We start from the raw sequence: 20,190 nt of genomic DNA, 5'->3' as shown, positions 1-20,190 counted from the left end.
GGAACCGGACAGCTCCGACGGGCTGTTCGCCTTCCAGTCACTTGGTCATAAAAGAGGAAGAGCCACGCAGAAACTCGAGACAAAAGGGAGGTAGGCTCCTTGATAGATGTTAATAATTTTGAGTATATGAAAATCGGATTAGCGTCACCCGATAAAATTCGCTCATGGTCTTATGGAGAAGTCAAAAAGCCGGAAACAATCAATTACCGTACATTAAAACCCGAAAAAGACGGGTTGTTCTGTGAACGTATTTTTGGACCTACAAAAGACTGGGAATGTCATTGTGGGAAATACAAGCGAGTTCGCTATAAAGGCGTTGTCTGTGATCGTTGTGGCGTTGAAGTCACCCGTTCAAAAGTACGCCGCGAGCGCATGGGCCACATTGAATTGGCAGCCCCTGTATCTCACATCTGGTATTTTAAAGGGATTCCGAGCCGTATGGGCCTTATCTTGGATATGTCCCCACGCTCACTCGAAGAAGTAATTTACTTTGCATCTTATGTAGTAATCGACCCTGCCGATACACCACTTGAAAAGAAACAGCTTCTTTCCGAGAAGGAATACCGTGCTTATCGCGATAAGTTCGGCAAAAAATTCCAAGCGGCAATGGGCGCCGAAGCGATCAAGCGCCTTCTGCAGGAAATTGATCTTGAACGCGAAACAGATACGTTGAAAGAAGAATTGAAGACGGCTCAGGGCCAGCGTCGCACTCGTGCCATCAAGCGCCTTGAAGTTGTGGAGTCATTCCGTAATTCAGGAAACAATCCTGACTGGATGATTCTTGACGTTCTTCCTGTAATTCCACCGGAGCTTCGTCCGATGGTTCAGCTGGATGGAGGCCGTTTTGCAACTTCTGATTTAAATGATCTGTACCGCCGTGTCATCAACCGGAACAACCGGTTAAAACGTTTGCTGGACCTTGGAGCGCCAAGCATCATTGTTCAGAACGAAAAACGGATGCTGCAGGAAGCAGTAGATGCACTGATTGACAATGGACGCCGTGGCCGTCCGGTAACAGGGCCAGGAAACCGTCCATTGAAATCACTTTCCCACATGCTGAAAGGGAAGCAAGGGCGTTTCCGTCAGAACCTTCTTGGTAAGCGTGTTGACTATTCAGGCCGTTCGGTTATCGTAGTCGGACCTACCTTGAAAATGTATCAATGCGGTCTGCCGAAAGGAATGGCAATCGAGCTGTTCAAGCCGTTTGTGATGAAAGAACTGGTGGAGCGCGGCTTAGCCCATAACATTAAGAGCGCGAAACGCAAAATTGAACGCCTTCATTCCGAAGTTTGGGACGTCCTGGAAGAAGTGATCAAGGAGCATCCGGTTCTGTTGAACCGCGCACCGACACTTCACAGATTAGGTATCCAGGCATTTGAACCGACACTTGTGGAAGGAAAAGCGATCCGTCTGCATCCTCTTGTATGTACTGCATACAATGCCGACTTTGATGGTGACCAAATGGCCGTTCACGTGCCGTTGTCATCTGAAGCGCAGGCTGAGGCCAGATTGTTGATGCTTGCAGCTCAGAACATTTTGAACCCGAAAGACGGAAAACCTGTAGTTACACCGTCTCAAGATATGGTTTTGGGGAACTATTACTTAACTCTTGAGCGCAAAGATGCGGCAGGCGAAGGAGCTACCTTCTCCAGTCCGGAAGAAGTGCTGGTTGCTTATCAGACAGGGCACGTTCATTTGCATACACGAATTGCGATTCAAGCGAAGTCGGTCAATAACCCGACTTTTACAGATGAGCAAAACAAAATGCTGCTATTGACTACAGTCGGTAAGGTGATTTTCAACGAAATCCTGCCGGAGTCATTCCCGTATATCAATGAACCGACGGATTATAATTTGCAGGTGGAAACACCGGCGAAATATTTCGTCTCGACAGCAACGGATGTTCGCAAGCATATTCAAGAAGCAGAGCTTGTGACGCCATTCAAGAAAAAAATTCTCGGTGAAATCATCGCTGAAGTGTTCAAACGTTTCCATATTACCGAAACGTCCAGAATGCTTGACCGCATGAAGAGCCTAGGATTCAAGTATTCCACACAGGCAGGGATCACGGTCGGTGTTTCTGACATCGTGGTGCTTCCTGACAAAGGTGAAATTCTGGTGGATGCGCAAGCCAACGTGGATAAAGTGTTGAAACAATTCCGGCGCGGTCTTATTACCGAAGAGGAACGTTATGCACGTGTTATTTCTTACTGGAGTAACGCAAAAGACATCATTCAGGATAAACTGATGGCGTCTCTTGATAAAACCAACCCAATTTATATGATGAGTGATTCCGGTGCACGTGGTAACGCGTCCAACTTTACGCAACTTGCCGGTATGCGCGGACTCATGGCCAACCCGGCTGGACGCATCATTGAATTGCCGATCAAGTCTTCATTCCGTGAAGGGTTGACGGTACTCGAGTACTTCATCTCTACTCACGGTGCCCGTAAAGGTCTTGCCGATACAGCACTGAAGACGGCCGACTCCGGTTACTTGACACGCCGCTTGGTCGATGTGGCACAGGATGCGATTGTGCGCGAAAACGATTGTGGCACTGACCGTGGTTTGCTGGTCGGAGCATTGATGGAAGGCACGGAAGTAATCGAAGAGCTGGATGAGCGTATTGTTGGGCGTCATGCGAAGAAAACAATCCGTCATCCTGAAACTCAGGAAATCCTTGTGAAAAGAGACGAATTGATCACTCAGGATTTAGCCCGCCTCATTGTTGAAGCAGGCATTAAAGAAGTGACAATCCGTTCAGCATTTACTTGTAACACCAAGCATGGCATTTGTAAAAAATGCTATGGTACCAACTTGGCGACTGGTGACGAAGTTGAAGTGGGTGAAGCAGTCGGTATCATCGCTGCCCAATCAATCGGTGAACCAGGAACTCAGTTGACGATGCGTACTTTCCACACAGGTGGTGTAGCAGGGGATGACATCACGCAAGGTCTCCCGCGTATCCAGGAAATTTTTGAATCTCGTAATCCGAAAGGACAAGCGGTTATTTCGGAAATTACTGGTACGGTTACAGAAATTGATGAAATCCGTGAAGGCCAAAAAGAGATTACAATTCAAGGGGACGTCGAAACGCGTAAATACCTGGCTCCTTACAATGCCCGTTTGAAAGTGGAAGAAAACGACGTGATCAAACGCGGCGAGGTATTAACGGACGGTTCGATTGATCCGAAACAATTATTGCAGGTTAAAGATGTTCAATCTGTTCAAGTATACTTGTTGAAAGAAGTCCAAAAAGTATACCGGATGCAAGGGGTTGAAATCGGCGATAAACACGTTGAAGTTATGGTGCGTCAAATGTTCCGTAAAGTTCGTGTGATTGAAGCTGGCGATACCGACTTGCTTCCAGGCTCATTGTTGGATATTCACCAATTTACAGAAGCGAATGAAAAAGCGGTGCTTGAAGGCAATATGCCTGCAACGAGCCGCCCAGTAATTCTTGGTATTACCAAAGCTTCTCTTGAAACTGAATCATTCCTGTCAGCGGCATCGTTCCAAGAGACAACTCGCGTTCTTACAGACGCGGCCATCAAAGGAAAACGAGATGAGTTACTGGGATTGAAAGAAAATGTCATCATCGGTAAGCTGGTTCCAGCAGGAACAGGCATGCAACGTTATCGTCAGATCAACATTGCCCAACCCGAAGAAGACACACAAGAAGAAGTAGTAAGCAGCGAATCATAAAAACATTCCGGGAAGCTCATAAGCTATTGAACTTCCCGGAGATTTTTTTGAAATTCAGTTGACATCAGCTGCGTACAATGATAATATGTTGAGGGTTGATGGTTAGCTGACTGAATCATGTCGGCGAAACAATCATCGGTACAAAGCAAACAGTAAAAGCAAAGAAAGCGGGATTGTCCAAGAAATAATAGTGGCAAAAGACGCGGACGATCGAATAGCCGAGCAGATGGTTCAGCTAACGTAAGAAAAGGTATTCCGGTCGGATTTGCAGTTTCACGATTAAAGCTTGGCAAAGCGGGACATTCTTGTCGCGCCAACAGCTGCAGCGGTTACTGGATAACAGTTTTTGTGTGAAAAACACAAAGACTTTGTTTTTACCCAAAAAATGAACCACCTGGATATGTGGTATTAGAACACCTTTTGAGAGGAGGAAAAATCGATGCCTACAATTAACCAATTAGTTAACAAGCCTCGTAAACCAAAAAGCTCGAAATCAGACTCACCAGCGTTGAACAAAGGGTATAACAGCTTCAAAAAGTCTCAGACTGACGTAAGCTCACCTCAAAAACGTGGAGTTTGTACTCGTGTCGGTACAATGACACCGAAAAAACCAAACTCGGCATTGCGTAAATATGCCCGTGTACGGTTGACTAACCAAATCGAGGTCAACGCATACATCCCTGGAGAAGGCCATAACCTTCAAGAGCACAGTGTAGTTCTTCTTCGCGGCGGACGCGTAAAAGACTTACCGGGTGTGCGTTACCATATCGTACGTGGAGCACTTGATACAGCTGGAGTAAACGGCCGTATGCAAGGTCGTTCTAAATACGGAACAAAACGTCCTAAAGAAAAAAAATAATCAGTTAAAGTAACGAAGAGATTTCGTTGAAAGGAGGAACATACATGCCTCGTAAAGGTCCTGTAGCTAAACGTGACGTGTTGCCGGATCCAATTTATAATTCGAAATTGGTGACACGCTTAATTAACAAAATGATGGTCGATGGAAAAAGAGGTACTTCACAAAAGATCCTATACGGAGCGTTCGAACTAGTTAAAGAACGCAGTGGTAAAGATCCGATTGAAGTATACGAACAAGCATTGTCGAACATTATGCCGGTTCTTGAAGTACGTGCCCGCCGTGTAGGTGGAGCGAACTATCAAGTACCAGTGGAAGTTCGCCCTGAGCGCCGTACGACTTTAGGTCTGCGCTACCTTGTAAACTATTCACGTCTTCGTGGGGAGAAAACAATGGAAGAGCGTTTGGCTAATGAAATTCTTGATGCAGCAAACAACACTGGTGCATCAGTTAAGAAACGTGAAGATATTCACAAAATGGCGGAAGCAAACAAAGCATTTGCTCACTACCGCTGGTAATTTCTTTCAAGATGTTAAAATCTTAATCCGAAACGGAAGGAGAAAAACAACATGGCTAGAGAGTTCTCCTTAGACAAAACACGTAATATTGGTATCATGGCTCACATCGATGCCGGTAAAACGACTACTACGGAGCGTATTTTATACTACACAGGCCGTATCCATAAAATTGGTGAAACACACGAAGGTGCTTCTCAAATGGACTGGATGGAGCAAGAGCAAGAGCGTGGAATCACGATCACTTCTGCTGCTACTACAGCTTCATGGAAAGGCCACCGTGTTAACATCATCGATACTCCAGGACACGTAGACTTCACTGTTGAAGTTGAACGTTCTTTGCGTGTACTTGATGGTGCGGTTACGGTTCTTGATGCTCAATCAGGTGTTGAGCCTCAAACTGAAACAGTGTGGCGTCAAGCTACAACATACGGGGTGCCACGTATCGTATTCATCAACAAGATGGATAAAATTGGTGCGGACTTCCTGTATTCTGTAAACACTCTTCATGAGCGTTTGCAGGCTAACGCTCATCCGATTCAATTGCCAATCGGTGCAGAAGACAGCTTCTCCGGGATCATTGACCTGGTTGAAATGAACGCGCGCTTCTATGCCAACGACTTGGGAACTGAAATCACTGAAGGTGAAATTCCGGAAGAATACAAAGAGCAAGCTGAAGAATGGCACACCAAATTGGTGGAAGCTGTTGCTGAGCTTGACGAAGATTTGATGGAAAAATACCTGGGTGGCGAAGAAATCACTGTGGACGAACTGAAAGCAGCCATCCGTAAAGGAACATTGGATGTTGAGTTCTACCCGGTAGTTTGCGGAACTGCCTTCAAAAACAAAGGTGTTCAGCTGATGCTTGATGCAGTATTGGATTACTTGCCATCACCATTGGATGTACCACCAATGACAGCTTTACTTCCGAACTCTGATGAAGAAGTATTGCGTCGCCCTGATGAAAACGAGCCTTTCTCTGCATTGGCATTTAAAGTAATGACAGATCCATACGTCGGGAAATTGACTTTCTTCCGTGTGTACTCTGGAACACTTAAATCAGGTTCTTATGTACAAAACTCTTCAAAAGGTAAGCGTGAACGTGTAGGACGTATCCTTCAGATGCACGCAAACTCCCGTGAAGAAATCGCTGAAGTTTACTGCGGCGATATCGCAGCGGCTATCGGTCTTAAAGATACATCTACGGGTGATACTTTAAGTGATGAGAAAAACCAGGTAATCCTTGAGCGTATGGTATTCCCTGAGCCAGTAATTTCTCTTTCAGTAGAACCGAAGTCAAAAGCGGACCAGGACAAAATGAGCCAGGCTCTAGGGAAATTACAGGAAGAAGATCCAACATTCCGTGCGCATACAGATCAGGAAACTGGTCAGACAATCATCGCAGGTATGGGTGAGCTTCACCTTGATATCCTAATTGACCGCATGCGCCGTGAATTCAACGTAGAAGCTAACGTGGGTGCTCCACAGGTATCATACCGTGAGACATTCCGTCAGTCTGCTAAAGTTGAAGGTAAATTCGTACGTCAATCAGGTGGACGTGGACAATTTGGACACGTTTGGATTGAATTTGCTCCTAACGAAGAAGGAGCCGGTTTTGAATTCGAAAATGCGATCGTCGGTGGTGTAGTTCCGCGTGAATACATCCCAGCTGTTGAAGCGGGTCTTCGCGACTCACTGGACAACGGTGTTATTGCCGGCTATCCATTGGTGGATATCAAAGCTAAATTGTTTGATGGTTCATACCATGATGTTGACTCGAACGAAATGGCATTTAAAGTTGCTGCTTCCATGGCACTTAAAAATGCAGTTTCTAAAGTTAACCCGGTTATCCTTGAGCCGATCATGAAAGTCGAAGTGGTAATTCCTGAGGAATACCTTGGAGACATTATGGGTGACATTACGTCACGCCGTGGACGCGTAGAAGGTATGGACGCTCGCGGTAACGCTCAAGTGGTCCGTTCAATGGTTCCACTTTCTGAAATGTTTGGTTATGCCACTTCATTGCGTTCGAATACGCAAGGCCGCGGTGTGTTCTCAATGCACTTCGACCACTATGAAGAAGTACCAAAATCAATTGCAGAAGAAATCGTCAAAAAAAATAAAGGCCAATAATTGAATTTTGGTCTTTAATAAAGTATAAATAATTTGTATGGTCAAAGCGGTAGGCGCCTATCGTTTTGGCACTCAAATTGCCAGCTAACATAAATTTTGAGGAGGATTTTTCTAATGGGAAAAGCTAAATTTGATCGTTCTAAAACACATGCGAATATTGGTACAATCGGTCACGTCGACCATGGTAAAACAACTTTGACTGCTGCAATCGCGACAGTTCTTGCTAGAGCGTCAGGCGGGGAAGCTCGTTCTTACGACCAAATCGACAACGCACCTGAAGAAAAAGAGCGCGGTATCACAATCAATACTTCACACGTTGAGTATGAAACTGCTACTCGTCACTATGCACACGTTGACTGCCCAGGTCACGCTGACTATGTTAAAAACATGATCACTGGTGCTGCACAAATGGACGGCGGGATCCTTGTAGTATCTGCTGCTGACGGCCCAATGCCACAAACTCGTGAGCACATCCTTCTTTCACGTCAAGTAGGTGTTCCTTACCTGGTAGTATTCTTGAACAAATGCGACATGGTAGACGACGAAGAACTACTTGAACTAGTAGAAATGGAAGTTCGTGACCTTCTTTCTGAATATGACTTCCCTGGCGATGATGTTCCTGTCATCAAAGGTTCTGCTCTTAAAGCTCTTGAAGGAGAAGCTGAGTGGGAAGAAAAAATCATGGAATTGATGAACGCAGTTGATGAGTATATCCCAACTCCTGAACGTGACACTGACAAACCATTCATGATGCCTGTTGAGGACGTATTCTCAATCACTGGCCGTGGTACGGTTGCAACTGGACGTGTTGAACGTGGACAAGTTAAAGTCGGCGACAACGTTGACATTATCGGTATCACTGAAGAAGCAAAATCTACAACTGTAACAGGTGTAGAAATGTTCCGTAAATTGCTTGACTATGCTGAAGCTGGTGACAACATCGGTGCACTTCTTCGCGGGATCTCTCGTGATGACGTTCAGCGTGGACAAGTATTGGCTAAACCAGGCTCAATCACTCCACACACAAACTTCAAAGCTGAAGTTTATGTTTTATCAAAAGAAGAAGGTGGACGTCACACTCCATTCTTCACAAACTACCGTCCGCAGTTCTACTTCCGTACAACTGACGTAACTGGTGTTTGTAACCTTCCTGAAGGCGTAGAAATGGTTATGCCTGGCGATAACATCGAAATGGATGTTGAGTTGATTTCTCCAATCGCTCTTGAAGAAGGAACTAAGTTCTCTATCCGTGAGGGTGGACGTACTGTAGGCGCTGGCGTTGTAGCTTCTATCACGAAGTAATTTCGTCAAAACCGACCCCCATCTCAGTTTTTCTGAGATGGGGGTTTTTTTATTGTCTAAAATTACCTCACTCCAACTGTCGTAAATTCGGGGTTTTCTGGTCCGTTCACAAATTTTTCGAAAAAAAATATTTTTGTCGGAAAGTGCGATATATCGCTGATGTAAACGGATACATGAAAAAGGAAAATTCAAAATTGCCTAAAAAGTTTCAAAAGGCGATTGACAGAGCTTGAAATAGGCGATATGATAGCAACAATTTACTGAAAGCATTTGAATATTACGTCAATTACTAATTAAATCATATAAAGAAAGAAGTGGACATCATGAGCGAACAAGTTATCTACATTAACGGCGAATTTGTGGGTAAAGAAGATGCTAAAATTTCCGTTTACGATCACGGATTTTTATACGGGGATGGAGTTTTTGAAGGCATTCGTTCATACAACGGGAACGTCTTCCGTTTAGAAGAACATCTGGGGCGTCTTTACGATTCAGCAAAGTCCGTTATGCTGGAGATTCCACACACCGTTGAAGAGATGACAACACTTGTTGTCGAGACGCTTCGACGCAATAAGTTGAAGGATGCTTATATCCGGCTTGTCGTTTCGAGAGGGATTGGGAATCTGGGGTTGGATCCTTTCAGCTGTGCCAAGCCCAATGTCATCGTAATTGCGGAGCCGTTGTCCATTTTCCCAAAAGCTCTATACGAAACGGGAATTGAAATTGTCTCGGTGGCAAGCAGACGAAGTCGCTCAGATGTACTAAGCCCAAAAGTAAAGTCACTCAATTACATGAACAATATTTTGGTCAAGATTGAAGCTAATTTGGCCGGTGTCTCGGAAGCATTGATGCTGAACGATCAAGGGTATGTGGCTGAAGGTTCGGCCGATAACATCTTCATTGTACGCAACAATAAGTTATTGACGCCGCCCGGATATGTGGGAGCGCTGGAAGGCATTACACGCAACGCCATTATGGAAGTGGCTGCTGAAAAAGGATACGACGTGCAGGAAGGTGTATTCACCAGACATGACGTTTACGTAGCAGACGAAGTATTTCTAACCGGAACTGCTGCAGAAGTGATAGCGGTAGTGAAAGTGGACGGACGAGTTATTGGGAAAGGTACTCCAGGCCCGGTAACAAATGATTTACTTTGCTCATTCCGCCAGCTTGTTCAGGAAGACGGCGTTAAAGTATACGGAGAACAGTTGAACGTAGTGTAAAAAGTTCAGACAGAAAAAAATAGTTGTATCTCAATGACGAGGTAAAAGTAAATGGAACTTGTATTCACAGAGAGCCGGTATTGGTGGAAGCCGGCAATACTCCCATTTACGACATCCCCTCTGAGTGGATTGCTGAATGGTTTCGATCGTATAGGCAGTCCCGGTGCTCGACTAAGGGCATCGTTATCAAAGGACGAGCATTGCTTGTCCATGAGGTTGCGGTTGCGCAACGAAATAGGGTGGTACCATGAAGCTTTTTCATCCCTAGACGAAGAACATGTTTCTTTGTGTAGGGATGGAAAAGCTTTTTGTTTTGTTCCACTAAGACTTAAAAAGAAGGAGGCGGACAGATTGGAAGCACAAGTAAAAGTAAAAGAGAAAACAGAACAGCAGCCAGGCGGCAACGGTGCAGACGTCCTTATTCAATCATTAAAAGCGCAAGGTGTGGATGTGATTTTCGGCTACCCGGGAGGGGCTGTACTTCCTATTTACGATGCATTGTACAAAAATCCAATCCGACATGTTCTTGCACGTCATGAGCAAGGAGCCATACATGCCGCCGAAGGATATGCCCGAGTTTCAGGGAAGACCGGAGTTGTTCTGGCAACTTCAGGACCAGGAGCCACAAACCTGGTGACTGGTATAGCGGATGCTATGCTCGATTCCCTTCCGCTTGTCGTGTTTACCGGACAAGTTGCAAGTTCGGTGATTGGAACGGATGCTTTCCAGGAAGCGGATATAGTGGGAATTACACAACCGATTACAAAACATAATTATCAAATAAAGAATGTTGAAGATTTACCGAGAATCATTAACGAAGCTTTTTACATCGCTTCCACTGGCCGCCCCGGGCCGGTAGTAGTGGATATTCCGAAAAATATTTCCACAGGGTTGTTTCTGACCATTCCTGAACATGATAAGGAAGTGGAGCTGCCGGGGTATCAGCCGACAACGAAACCGAATTATCTCCAAATCCAAAAAGCGGTACAAGCTCTGACGAAAGCAAAAAAACCTCTGATTCTGGCAGGTGCGGGTGTACTTGCTGCAAAAGCTTCAGACGAATTGAAAGAATTTGTGGAACGCCATCAAATACCGATAACAAATACGTTGCTGGGACTTGGCAGCATTCCAGGGAATCATCCACTGTTTCTGGGGATGGCTGGAATGCACGGAACCTATACAGCGAATACGGCCATATGTGAATGCGATTTGTTATTGAACATCGGCGCAAGGTTTGACGATCGCCTGACTGGCAATCTCGCTCATTTTGCACCGAACGCAAAAGTGATTCACATTGATATCGATCCAGCTGAAATCGGGAAAAATGTTCCTACCGCTATTCCGATAGTGGCTGATGCAAAAGAAGCATTGAAGGAGTTGTTGCGGCAAAACTTTACCGGAGAAGAAACGGATGCATGGCTGATGAAACTATCAGCAGATACAAAGAAATTCCCTCTTCAGTATAAGGCTGAAAAAACAGAGGAAATCTTGCCGCAACAAGCAGTCGAGTTAATCCACCGCTTGACGAAAGGAGACGCTATCGTCACGACTGACGTTGGACAGCACCAAATGTGGACCGCTCAGTATTACGAGTTTAACCACCCGCACAACTGGGTGACTTCAGGAGGACTCGGAACGATGGGCTTTGGCTTTCCGGCTGCCATCGGTGCTCAATTGGCCAAGCCGGACCAACAGGTAGTATCCATAGTCGGTGATGCCGGATTCCAGATGACTTTGCAGGAACTCTCACTTTTACAGGAGCTTCGCCTTCCCGTGAAAGTTGTCATTCTGAATAATCAGAGCCTGGGAATGGTGAGACAATGGCAGAACACATTTTACGACGAACGTTATTCCCAATCGTTGATTCATGTGCAGCCCGATTTTGTGAAACTGGCACAAGCATACGATATTAAGGGTTATAAGGTGGAGACGATGGAAGAAGCGGAGAAAGTGTTTGCTGAAGCATTCAATTCGCCGGAACCGGCATTGATTGATTGCCGGGTGATGCAAATGGAAAACGTATATCCAATGGTCGCACCAGGCAAAGGGTTGAACGAGATGATTGGGGTGACGGATGAATGAAACGAATTATCACAACAACAGTAATCAATCAAAGTGGTGTGCTGAACCGCGTCACCGGCCTTCTGATGAAGCGGCAGTTCAATATAGAGAGCATATCGGTTGGTCATACCGAGCAACCGGGGATGTCCAAGATGACATTCGTCGTCAATGTAGAAGATGAAGGCAAGTTGGAGCAACTGCTGAAACAATTGCAGAAGCAGATTGATGTGATCAAAGTAAACGACATCACTGACAAGGCGATGGTGATGAGGGAACTGGCTTTAGTGAAAGTTGTCACTCCGCCGGCTGTCAGAAGTGAAATCTACAGTATCGTTGAACCGTTCCGGGCGACTGTTGTTGATATGAGCAAAAACGTAACGACATTTCAAGTAACAGGCGACCCGGAGAAAATTGAAGCATTCATCGACATGGTCAAACCTTACGGAGTCAAAGAACTGACAAGAACCGGTGTTTCGGCTTTCGTCAGGGAAACTCAAAAAGCGCAAACCGCGCAATTGAATATACTATAAAAAACCCACAAACCTTAGGAGGAAATGAAAAATGGCAAAAATGTATTATAACCAAGACGTAAACGAGCAGGTACTGAACGGAAAGACAATCGCAATCATCGGATATGGTTCACAGGGCCATGCGCACGCACAGAACTTAAAAGAATCAGGAAATGACGTGATTGTGGGTGTTCGCCCAGGGAAATCGTTCGACCAGGCACAATCCGACGGCATGCAAGTAGCGACGGCAGCCGAAGCGGCAAAAGCGGCAGACATCATCATGATTCTGGTACCGGATGAGCGCCAGACGCAAGTCTATAACCAAGACATCAAACCAACGTTGACAGCCGGAAAATCACTTGTTTTCGCCCATGGTTTCAATGTTCACTTTAACCAAATTGTCGCACCGGAAGATGTGGATGTCTTCCTGGTAGCTCCAAAAGGACCGGGACATCTTGTACGCAGAACATTCGAAGCGGGAGCTGGTGTGCCAGGACTGTTCGCCATTCATCAGGACGTTTCAGGCCAGGCGCGTGATGTAGCCCTTGCATACGCAAAAGGTATTGGTGCTACTCGTGCCGGTGTACTGGAAACGACGTTTAAGGAAGAAACAGAAACGGATTTGTTCGGTGAGCAGGCAGTTCTTTGCGGCGGCGTAACTTCTCTTGTAAAAGCAGGATTTGAAACACTTGTAGAAGCGGGTTATCAGCCTGAACTTGCCTACTTCGAATGTATGCATGAATTGAAATTGATTGTTGACCTTATGTATGAAGGTGGCTTGTCAGGAATGCGTTATTCCATTTCAGATACAGCGCAATGGGGCGACTTTGTATCAGGACCGCGCGTTGTCGACGCAGATACAAAAGATCGCATGAAAGACATCCTGACAGACATCCAAACAGGAAAATTCGCGAAAGGCTGGTTGCTTGAGAACCAATTGAACCGTCCGGAATTTACGGCAATTGAAAAAGCGGAAGAATCTCATCAAATCGAGCAAGTTGGACGCGAATTACGTGCAATGATGCCGTTCGTCAATGAAGGAAAGAAAGACAAACCAAAAGAGGTGGTCGCGAATGCACAAAATTGATATTTTCGATACAACACTGAGAGATGGAGAGCAATCGGCAGGCATCAATTTGAATACCGCAGAAAAAATTGAGATTGCCCGCCAGCTCGAACGTTTTGGAGCGACAATTATCGAGTCAGGATTCCCGGCTGCTTCGCCGGGGGACTTTGACGCAGTTCAGCGCATTGCTGGGATGGTGAAAAACTCCATTGTCACAGGATTGGCGCGATCCGTGAAAGGGGACATTGACCGGGCATGGGAAGCGCTGAAAGGTGCCGAACAGCCACACGTTCATATCTTCCTGGCAACATCACCTATTCATATGGAACACAAATTAATGCAAACACCAGATCAAGTCGTTGAAAATGCGATCGAATCGGTGAAATATGCAAGAAAATTTTTCCCGCTTGTCCAGTGGTCAGCGGAAGATGCATCCCGTTCGGAGCCGGAATTCCTGGTTCACATTATCCAAAAAGTAATTGAAGCCGGCGCCACTACGATCAACATCCCGGATACGGTCGGTTATGCGACTCCTCATGAATACGGAGCGCTGTTCAAATACATTAAGGAAAACGTACGGGGAATCGAAAAAGTGAAGTTGTCGGCTCATTGCCATAATGACTTGGGCATGGCGACCGCCAATACACTGGCTGCCATTGAAAATGGAGCTACGCAAATTGAAGGCACCATCAACGGCATCGGCGAGCGGGCAGGGAACGTGGCTCTTGAAGAAATCGCTGTAGCGTTGCATATCCGCAAGCAGGTATATGGTGTAGAGACGGATATCAACCTGGGTGAGATTAAACGAACAAGCCAACTTGTCAGCCAGCTGACAGGCAGCCTGATCCAGCCGAACAAAGCTGTGGTCGGTAAAAACGCTTTTGCTCACGAATCCGGTATCCACCAGGATGGAATGCTGAAGAACCCGTTGACGTATGAAATCATCACCCCAGAATTAATCGGGGATGCTAGCACAGAGCTGGTATTGGGCAAACACTCCGGAAAACATGCATTCAAAGACCGTGCCATCAAAATGGGCTTTGACTTGAGTGATGAAAAACTTAAAAAGGCGTTTGTTGAATTTAAAAAGCTTGCAGACCGCAAGAAACAAATTGTGGAAGATGATTTATTCGTTTTGCTGACAGATCAGCAGATCCAGGACAAAGACACACCGGTATACGAATTGGAAAGTGTACAAGTTCAATATGGTACAGCAAACATCCCAACAGCGACTGCCTCAGCAAAAGATCCAAAAGGTGAAATCATCCATGAAGCGGCAACGGGGGCAGGATCGGTTGAAGCGATTTTCAATACGCTGGAACGCATCGTGGAAGGAAAAGTTCACATTCTGGATTATCGTGTAACATCAATCGGCAAAGGGCGTGACGCTCTTGGAGAAGCCGTCATCAATATGAGTTATAACGGAGAAACTGTGACAGGGCGTGATGTAGCCCAGGATGTACTTGAAGCAACAGCTAAAGCATACTTGAATGCAGTTAACCGTCAAATTATTAAAGAAGATCAAAAAATACCATCACCAGTGGCAGCAGGATAATACAGACGTATCAAACGAGGAGGAATTTATAATGGAAAAAACAATAGCGGTATTGCCAGGCGACGGAATCGGACCAGAAGTAACAGAGGCGGCAGTTAAAGTGCTGCAATCCATTGCAATGCGTTATGGACACACTTTTCATTTAAAGCAGGCGGCGATTGGTGGAACAGCGGTGGATCAATTTGAAAATCCATTGCCTCAGGAAACAATTGAGGTTTGTGAAGCGAGCGACGCGATTCTCCTCGGTGCAGTCGGAGGTTCAAAGTGGGACCGTAATCCTGCTCACTTGCGTCCAGAAAAAGGATTGCTGAATATCCGAAAGCATTTTGATTTGTTTGCGAATATCCGACCTGTCAAAGCAATTCCTGCTCTTTTGGGCTCATCGCCTTTGAAACAGGAAGTTGCCAAGGAAGTGGACATGGTGATTGTCAGAGAATTGACAAGCGGTTTGTATTTCGGGGAGCCAAAGCAGCGTTCCGAAGAAGCGGCAGTCGATACACTGGTTTATACAAGAAAAGAAATTGAACGCATTGTCGATCAGGCTTTTGAAATTGCGCGTACACGCAGAGGAAAAGTCACTTCCATCGATAAAGCGAATGTATTGGAAACAAGCAAGCTGTGGCGCGAAGTGATGGAAGAACGTATGACAGCTTATCCCGATGTGGAAGTAGAGCATATGCTTGTCGATTCGGCAGCAATGAAGCTGATTACAGATCCACGCGCATTTGATGTCATGGTAACGGAAAATATGTTCGGCGACATCCTGAGCGATGAAGCTTCGGTCATCACAGGTTCTTTGGGGATGCTGCCTTCAGCAAGCGTCCGCTCAGATGGCTTCGGCCTTTACGAACCGGTACATGGCTCAGCACCTGATATTGCAGGGCAAGGGAAAGCGAATCCATCAGCCGCAATTCTGTCGGCAGCGATGATGCTGCGCCATTCATTCGGCCTTCATACGGAAGCTTCGGCAATTGAAGCAGCGGTTATGGGCGTTTTGGATGATGGATACGGCACAGGAGATGTAATGAGAAATGGCAAAGGCATCGTCTCTACTGAAAAATTTGTGACAAAAGTAATCGAAGAGTTGGAAAGAGAATTGGTATCAGAACACATCATGTATGCGTATGTGTAAGTGAAAGGAGCGGTTCGCATGGCGAAAACGATTATTGAGAAGATATGGGAGCAGCACATTGTATACGAAGAGCAAGGAAAGCCGGACCTGCTCTATATCGATCTTCATTTATTGCATGAAGTTACATCTCCTCAAGCATTTGAGGGACTGCGCCTGAACGGCCGGAAAGTCCGGCGTCCGGATTTGTGCTTTGCAACGATGGACCATAATGTGCCGACGCGGAATCGGGACATCATTACCGATCCGATTTCCCGCAAGCAAATTTCCACGCTGCAGGACAATTGTGATGAGTTCGGCATCCCGCTGGCGGGAATCAACCATCCTGACCAGGGCATTGTCCATGTCATCGGTCCGGAACTCGGATTGACACAACCGGGCAAAACCATCGTCTGCGGTGACAGCCATACCTCCACGCATGGCGCATTCGGCGCTTTGGCGTTTGGGATTGGAACAAGTGAAGTGGAGCACGTTTTATCCACGCAAACCCTTTGGCAATCAAAACCAAAAACCATGGAAATCCGTATTGACGGGGAGCTTGGATTTGGTGTGGCGGCGAAAGATGTTATTTTGGCGATTATCTCGAAATTCGGAGTGGATATGGGGACTGGCCATATCATTGAATACACAGGGGAAGCGATTCGCAACCTATCGATGGAAGAACGTATGACCATTTGCAACATGTCCATTGAGGCAGGTGCACGGGCAGGGTTGATCAGCCCTGACGAAACGACAGTGGAATACCTAAAAGGCCGTCGTCACGTGCCAAAAGGCGAAGAGTTCGAGAAAACGGCAGCTGGCTGGTTGGCGCTGGCTACGGACGCCGATGCTGAATATGACGTTTCATTGAGCATCCATGCCGATGAAATTTCACCTTTTGTTACGTGGGGAACAAATCCTTCTATGGGCTCCGGTATTGCTGAACACGTTCCATATGCTTCGGACTATGAAACACAGGCCGACCGTGAAGCATTGCAGCAGGCACTGAAGTACATGCAATTGGAGGAGGGGACACCATTGTCTTCCATCGACATCCAACATGTCTTTATTGGCTCTTGCACCAACGCCCGCCTGGGAGATCTTCGGGCAGCAAGTGAAATCGTGAAAGGCAAAAAAGTGCATCCTTCTGTTACGGCCATCGTAGTTCCGGGTTCTGAAACGGTAAAAAGAGCGGCAGAAGAAGAAGGGCTTGATCAAATCTTCCTGGAAGCCGGCTTTGAATGGCGGGAAACAGGCTGCAGTATGTGTCTGGCGATGAACGAAGATGCGGTGCCTGCAGGGGAACGTTGCGCATCCACTTCCAACCGGAATTTTGAAGGCCGCCAAGGTGCAGGCTCGATGACGCATCTCGTCAGTCCGGTGATGGCTGCAGCAGCTGCTATTGAAGGGCATTTGACCGATGTTCGAAAATTTATGCAAGAACCCGTGCCATCATCATGAAATTGGCGAAGGAGGAGGCCTTTTAATGAAACCCATCAATAAAATCTCAAGCATCTTAACACCGCTTGACCGAAAAAACGTAGACACAGACCAGATCATTTCAAAAGAATTTCTGAAACGCATTGAACGGACCGGGTTTGGAAAATATTTATTTTATCATTGGCGCTTCCATCCGGATGGCACGCCGGTAGAAGAATTCGTATTGAACAATCCGCGCTACAACGGCTCCGAAATTTTAGTCGCACAGGAAAACTTCGGCTGCGGCTCTTCACGCGAGCACGCCCCGTGGGCAATCCAGGATTACGGTTTCAATGTCGTCATTGCTCCGAGTTATGCAGATATCTTCTATAACAATTGCGTAAAAAACGGAATTTTACCGATTCGGCTGTCCAATCAGCAAGTCGATGAGCTTATAGCCAAAGGAACTGAGAAGCCATTTCAGCTGGAAGTGAATTTGGAAGAGCAGACGGTAACCGGGGAAGACGGAACACGATATGAATTTACGATTGATCCTTACTGGAAAGAAATGCTGTTGAAAGGATGGGACGAAATCGCTTTGACTTTTCAATACGATTCGCACATCCAGGAATATGAAGAAAAAAGACAGCAGGCATAGAACTTTGAAAACCTTCGCTTAACGAGCGGAGGTTTTTTATTTTTCTAACTGTTTTAACAATGGATGTTCGTGTTGACAGCGATATAGCATTTTGGTATTTTAAATCCTGTGCTTTAATGCTTTAGTAAACTAAAGGGGATTAATTATTATGAATGCAGTTATCGTGGCCGTTCTGGTCATGCTCGTTTTAAGTTTGCTCCGTGTCAACGTCGTGTTCGCTTTGCTGGTCGGGGCATTGGCGGGAGGATTAAGCGGCGGCTTGTCTTTCGCGGACACCGTCACTTCGTTTACAGAGGGGCTGGGGGAAGGAGCGACAATCGCTCTCAGCTATGCCATGCTTGGGGGCTTTGCGGTGGCCATCTCGAGAACCGGAATCCCGGAACTCTTGGTTGCGGGCGTGTTGAAAATTGTCAACCGCGATGGAGAAACGACAAGAGCCAGTCTGGCAAAAGTGTTGATCGTATTGGCGCTATTGGCCATGTCGATTTTTTCACAAAACCTGATTCCGATTCACATCGCCTTCATACCGCTATTGGTTCCGCCAATCCTTCATGTAATGAATGAACTACGGATCGATCGCCGGTTGATTGCAGCCGTTCTGACATTCGGCCTGACGGCTCCTTATATTTTGCTGCCGTATGGCTTTGGATTGATTTTTCATGAGACTATACATGAACAAATGGAGCTTGCGGGATTGGCAATTGATATGGCGGATATTCCGCGCGCGATGGCTTTGCCGGTGGCTGGCCTGGCAGCGGGGCTTGCTATTGCGATTTTCTTTTCCTATCGAAAGCCACGGGATTACCAGAAGAGAACAACTAATATAGTAGAAATTCAAAAAAGGACGGCTTCGATGAAAGACGTCATCGTCACAGTAGTTGCGTTAATTGCAGCACTGTATGCACAGGTTGCGACAGACTCGATGATTATTGGAGCGCTTGCCGGTATTTTGGTGCTGTATGTGTTCGGCGCGATGAAATGGCGGGAAGCGGATGACGTGTTGAGCGAAGGCATGCGTATGATGGCGTTTATCGGATTCGTCATGATTTCCGCCAACGGCTTTGCGTCAGTTCTTAAAGCAACGGGAGCGATTGAATCATTGGTCGGAGGTGTATCCGACTTGTTCGCAGGCAATCAGGGAGTGGCAGCGCTTGCCATGTTGCTGGTTGGTTTGGTGGTGACAATGGGGATTGGCTCTTCGTTTGCGACCATTCCGATCATCGCCGCCATCTTTGTCCCAATGAGCCTGGAGTTCGGTTTCAGTACGATTGCCATCATCGCTTTGGTCGGTACAGCGAGTGCGTTAGGTGACGCCGGTTCTCCCGCATCCGACTCGACGCTTGGACCGACTGCCGGATTGAACGTGGATGGACAGCACAACCATATTTGGGATACGGTGGTGCCGACGTTTATCCATTACAATATTCCGCTCGTCATTTTTGGCTGGATTGCCGTCATGCTGCTGGGGTAAGCTCGAAATGTTCGGACTATTAGCGTATGTGTTGAATCTGAAACAAAACCTGCTATACTAATAAAAGCGAATTAAAAAGAATTTCGCGCAACCACTTGCGAAGTTCTTTTTTCTTTTGTATAATGGTGAATGTTGGTCTTTGACTGCGATGAAGCGAGAGGTTACCGATACACCCGGCCGCTTTGCCATGGCGAGTGATTGGAAAATTTTCGTGGAGAATGTCTATCAAAAATAGGCGAAAAGGAGGGAAAGTAATGGCAAAACAGAAAATTCGTATCCGTTTAAAAGCATATGATCACAGAGTCTTGGATCAGTCTGCTGAGAAAATTGTAGAAACAGCTAAACGTTCAGGTGCAAGCGTATCGGGGCCGATCCCGTTGCCAACTGAGAAATCAGTTTATACAATCTTGCGTTCAGTGCATATTTACAAAGATGCTCGTGAGCAATTTGAAATGCGCACACATAAACGTCTAATCGATATCATTAATCCGACACCACAAACTGTCGATGCATTGATGAAACTGGATTTACCATCCGGCGTTGACATTGAAATCAAACTTTAATCGGTAAACGAAATAGAAAACATAAAAATTTGCAGGAGGTGTGACG

At 46.2% G+C, this 20,190-nt stretch carries 15 protein-coding genes; all 15 read left to right on the top strand.

Annotation, left to right across the window (positions count from 1 at the left end; genetic code table 11):
* Nucleotides 1–99 precede the first annotated feature (99 nt).
* The 15 genes from rpoC to rpsJ all read left to right on the top strand — a co-directional run bounded on the left by rpoC (nt 100) and on the right by rpsJ (nt 20,144).
* Nucleotides 100–3,705: a DNA-directed RNA polymerase subunit beta' gene (gene rpoC / locus EEX84_RS13605; protein ID WP_123166198.1), complete on the top strand. Its 3,606-nt coding sequence runs from the start codon at nt 100–102 to the stop codon at nt 3,703–3,705.
* A 439-nt stretch (nt 3,706–4,144) separates the two neighbouring features.
* Entirely contained in the window at nt 4,145–4,564 is a 420-nt protein-coding gene (gene rpsL / locus EEX84_RS13595) for a 30S ribosomal protein S12 (protein WP_121636485.1), read from the top strand.
* A 44-nt stretch (nt 4,565–4,608) separates the two neighbouring features.
* Entirely contained in the window at nt 4,609–5,079 is a 471-nt protein-coding gene (rpsG, locus tag EEX84_RS13590; protein ID WP_123166197.1) for a 30S ribosomal protein S7, read from the top strand.
* Nucleotides 5,080–5,130: 51 nt separating this feature from the next.
* Nucleotides 5,131–7,209, top strand: coding sequence for an elongation factor G (fusA, locus tag EEX84_RS13585; RefSeq protein ID WP_123166196.1), 2,079 nt, complete (start codon nt 5,131–5,133; stop codon nt 7,207–7,209).
* Between the two features lie 114 nt (nt 7,210–7,323).
* Nucleotides 7,324–8,511: an elongation factor Tu gene (gene tuf, locus EEX84_RS13580; protein ID WP_123166195.1), complete on the top strand. Its 1,188-nt coding sequence runs from the start codon at nt 7,324–7,326 to the stop codon at nt 8,509–8,511.
* Between the two features lie 323 nt (nt 8,512–8,834).
* Entirely contained in the window at nt 8,835–9,734 is a 900-nt protein-coding gene (gene ilvE / locus EEX84_RS13575) for a branched-chain-amino-acid transaminase (RefSeq protein ID WP_123166194.1), read from the top strand.
* Between the two features lie 351 nt (nt 9,735–10,085).
* Nucleotides 10,086–11,816 (top strand): acetolactate synthase large subunit, encoded by a 1,731-nt coding sequence (ilvB, locus tag EEX84_RS13570; protein ID WP_123166193.1) that lies wholly within the window; start codon nt 10,086–10,088, stop codon nt 11,814–11,816.
* The gene (ilvN, locus tag EEX84_RS13565; RefSeq protein WP_123166192.1) at nt 11,813–12,325 is read left to right on the top strand and encodes an acetolactate synthase small subunit; all 513 of its coding nucleotides are present in this window, start codon (nt 11,813–11,815) and stop codon (nt 12,323–12,325) included. The genes ilvB and ilvN overlap by 4 nt, the downstream gene beginning before the upstream one ends.
* Before the next feature lie 31 nt (nt 12,326–12,356).
* A complete protein-coding gene (ilvC, locus tag EEX84_RS13560) occupies nt 12,357–13,391 on the top strand; it encodes a ketol-acid reductoisomerase (protein ID WP_123166191.1) in 1,035 nt (344 codons plus the stop codon).
* A complete protein-coding gene (locus tag EEX84_RS13555; protein WP_123166190.1) occupies nt 13,378–14,925 on the top strand; it encodes a 2-isopropylmalate synthase in 1,548 nt (515 codons plus the stop codon). The genes ilvC and EEX84_RS13555 overlap by 14 nt, the downstream gene beginning before the upstream one ends.
* Nucleotides 14,926–14,956: 31 nt before the next feature.
* Entirely contained in the window at nt 14,957–16,057 is a 1,101-nt protein-coding gene (gene leuB, locus EEX84_RS13550; protein ID WP_123166189.1) for a 3-isopropylmalate dehydrogenase, read from the top strand.
* An 18-nt stretch (nt 16,058–16,075) separates the two neighbouring features.
* The gene (gene leuC, locus EEX84_RS13545) at nt 16,076–17,494 is read left to right on the top strand and encodes a 3-isopropylmalate dehydratase large subunit (protein ID WP_123166188.1); all 1,419 of its coding nucleotides are present in this window, start codon (nt 16,076–16,078) and stop codon (nt 17,492–17,494) included.
* A gap of 25 nt (nt 17,495–17,519) precedes the next feature.
* Complete coding sequence (gene leuD, locus EEX84_RS13540; protein ID WP_123166187.1) at nt 17,520–18,110, top strand: 3-isopropylmalate dehydratase small subunit; 591 nt, start codon at nt 17,520–17,522, stop codon at nt 18,108–18,110.
* Nucleotides 18,111–18,258: 148 nt separating this feature from the next.
* On the top strand, nt 18,259–19,581 hold the full coding sequence (locus tag EEX84_RS13535) for a Na+/H+ antiporter family protein (protein ID WP_123166186.1): 1,323 nt from the start codon (nt 18,259–18,261) through the stop codon (nt 19,579–19,581).
* 254 nt (nt 19,582–19,835) lie between these two features.
* Nucleotides 19,836–20,144, top strand: coding sequence for a 30S ribosomal protein S10 (gene rpsJ / locus EEX84_RS13530; RefSeq protein WP_123166185.1), 309 nt, complete (start codon nt 19,836–19,838; stop codon nt 20,142–20,144).
* The last annotated feature ends 46 nt before the right edge of the window (nt 20,145–20,190 follow it).

It is taken from the genome of Planococcus salinus, from assembly GCF_003719725.1.
In the GTDB taxonomy this organism is placed as follows: Bacteria; Bacillota; Bacilli; order Bacillales_A; family Planococcaceae; genus Planococcus; species Planococcus salinus.
The sequence above is the reverse complement of the archived record's forward strand: the minus strand, read 5'-3'. Positions and strand labels throughout refer to the sequence as shown.

Bases quoted from the DNA above. Each gene is read 5' to 3' on its own strand.
- rpsL (WP_121636485.1), top strand. From the start codon at position 4,145: ATGCCTACAATTAACCAATTAGTTAACAAGCCTCGTAAACCAAAAAGC.
- rpsG (WP_123166197.1), top strand. From the start codon at position 4,609: ATGCCTCGTAAAGGTCCTGTAGCTAAACGTGACGTGTTGCCGGATCCA.
- fusA (WP_123166196.1), top strand. From the start codon at position 5,131: ATGGCTAGAGAGTTCTCCTTAGACAAAACACGTAATATTGGTATCATG.
- tuf (WP_123166195.1), top strand. From the start codon at position 7,324: ATGGGAAAAGCTAAATTTGATCGTTCTAAAACACATGCGAATATTGGT.
- ilvE (WP_123166194.1), top strand. From the start codon at position 8,835: ATGAGCGAACAAGTTATCTACATTAACGGCGAATTTGTGGGTAAAGAA.
- ilvN (WP_123166192.1), top strand. From the start codon at position 11,813: ATGAAACGAATTATCACAACAACAGTAATCAATCAAAGTGGTGTGCTG.
- ilvC (WP_123166191.1), top strand. From the start codon at position 12,357: ATGGCAAAAATGTATTATAACCAAGACGTAAACGAGCAGGTACTGAAC.
- EEX84_RS13555 (WP_123166190.1), top strand. From the start codon at position 13,378: ATGCACAAAATTGATATTTTCGATACAACACTGAGAGATGGAGAGCAA.
- leuB (WP_123166189.1), top strand. From the start codon at position 14,957: ATGGAAAAAACAATAGCGGTATTGCCAGGCGACGGAATCGGACCAGAA.
- leuC (WP_123166188.1), top strand. From the start codon at position 16,076: ATGGCGAAAACGATTATTGAGAAGATATGGGAGCAGCACATTGTATAC.
- leuD (WP_123166187.1), top strand. From the start codon at position 17,520: ATGAAACCCATCAATAAAATCTCAAGCATCTTAACACCGCTTGACCGA.
- EEX84_RS13535 (WP_123166186.1), top strand. From the start codon at position 18,259: ATGAATGCAGTTATCGTGGCCGTTCTGGTCATGCTCGTTTTAAGTTTG.
- rpsJ (WP_123166185.1), top strand. From the start codon at position 19,836: ATGGCAAAACAGAAAATTCGTATCCGTTTAAAAGCATATGATCACAGA.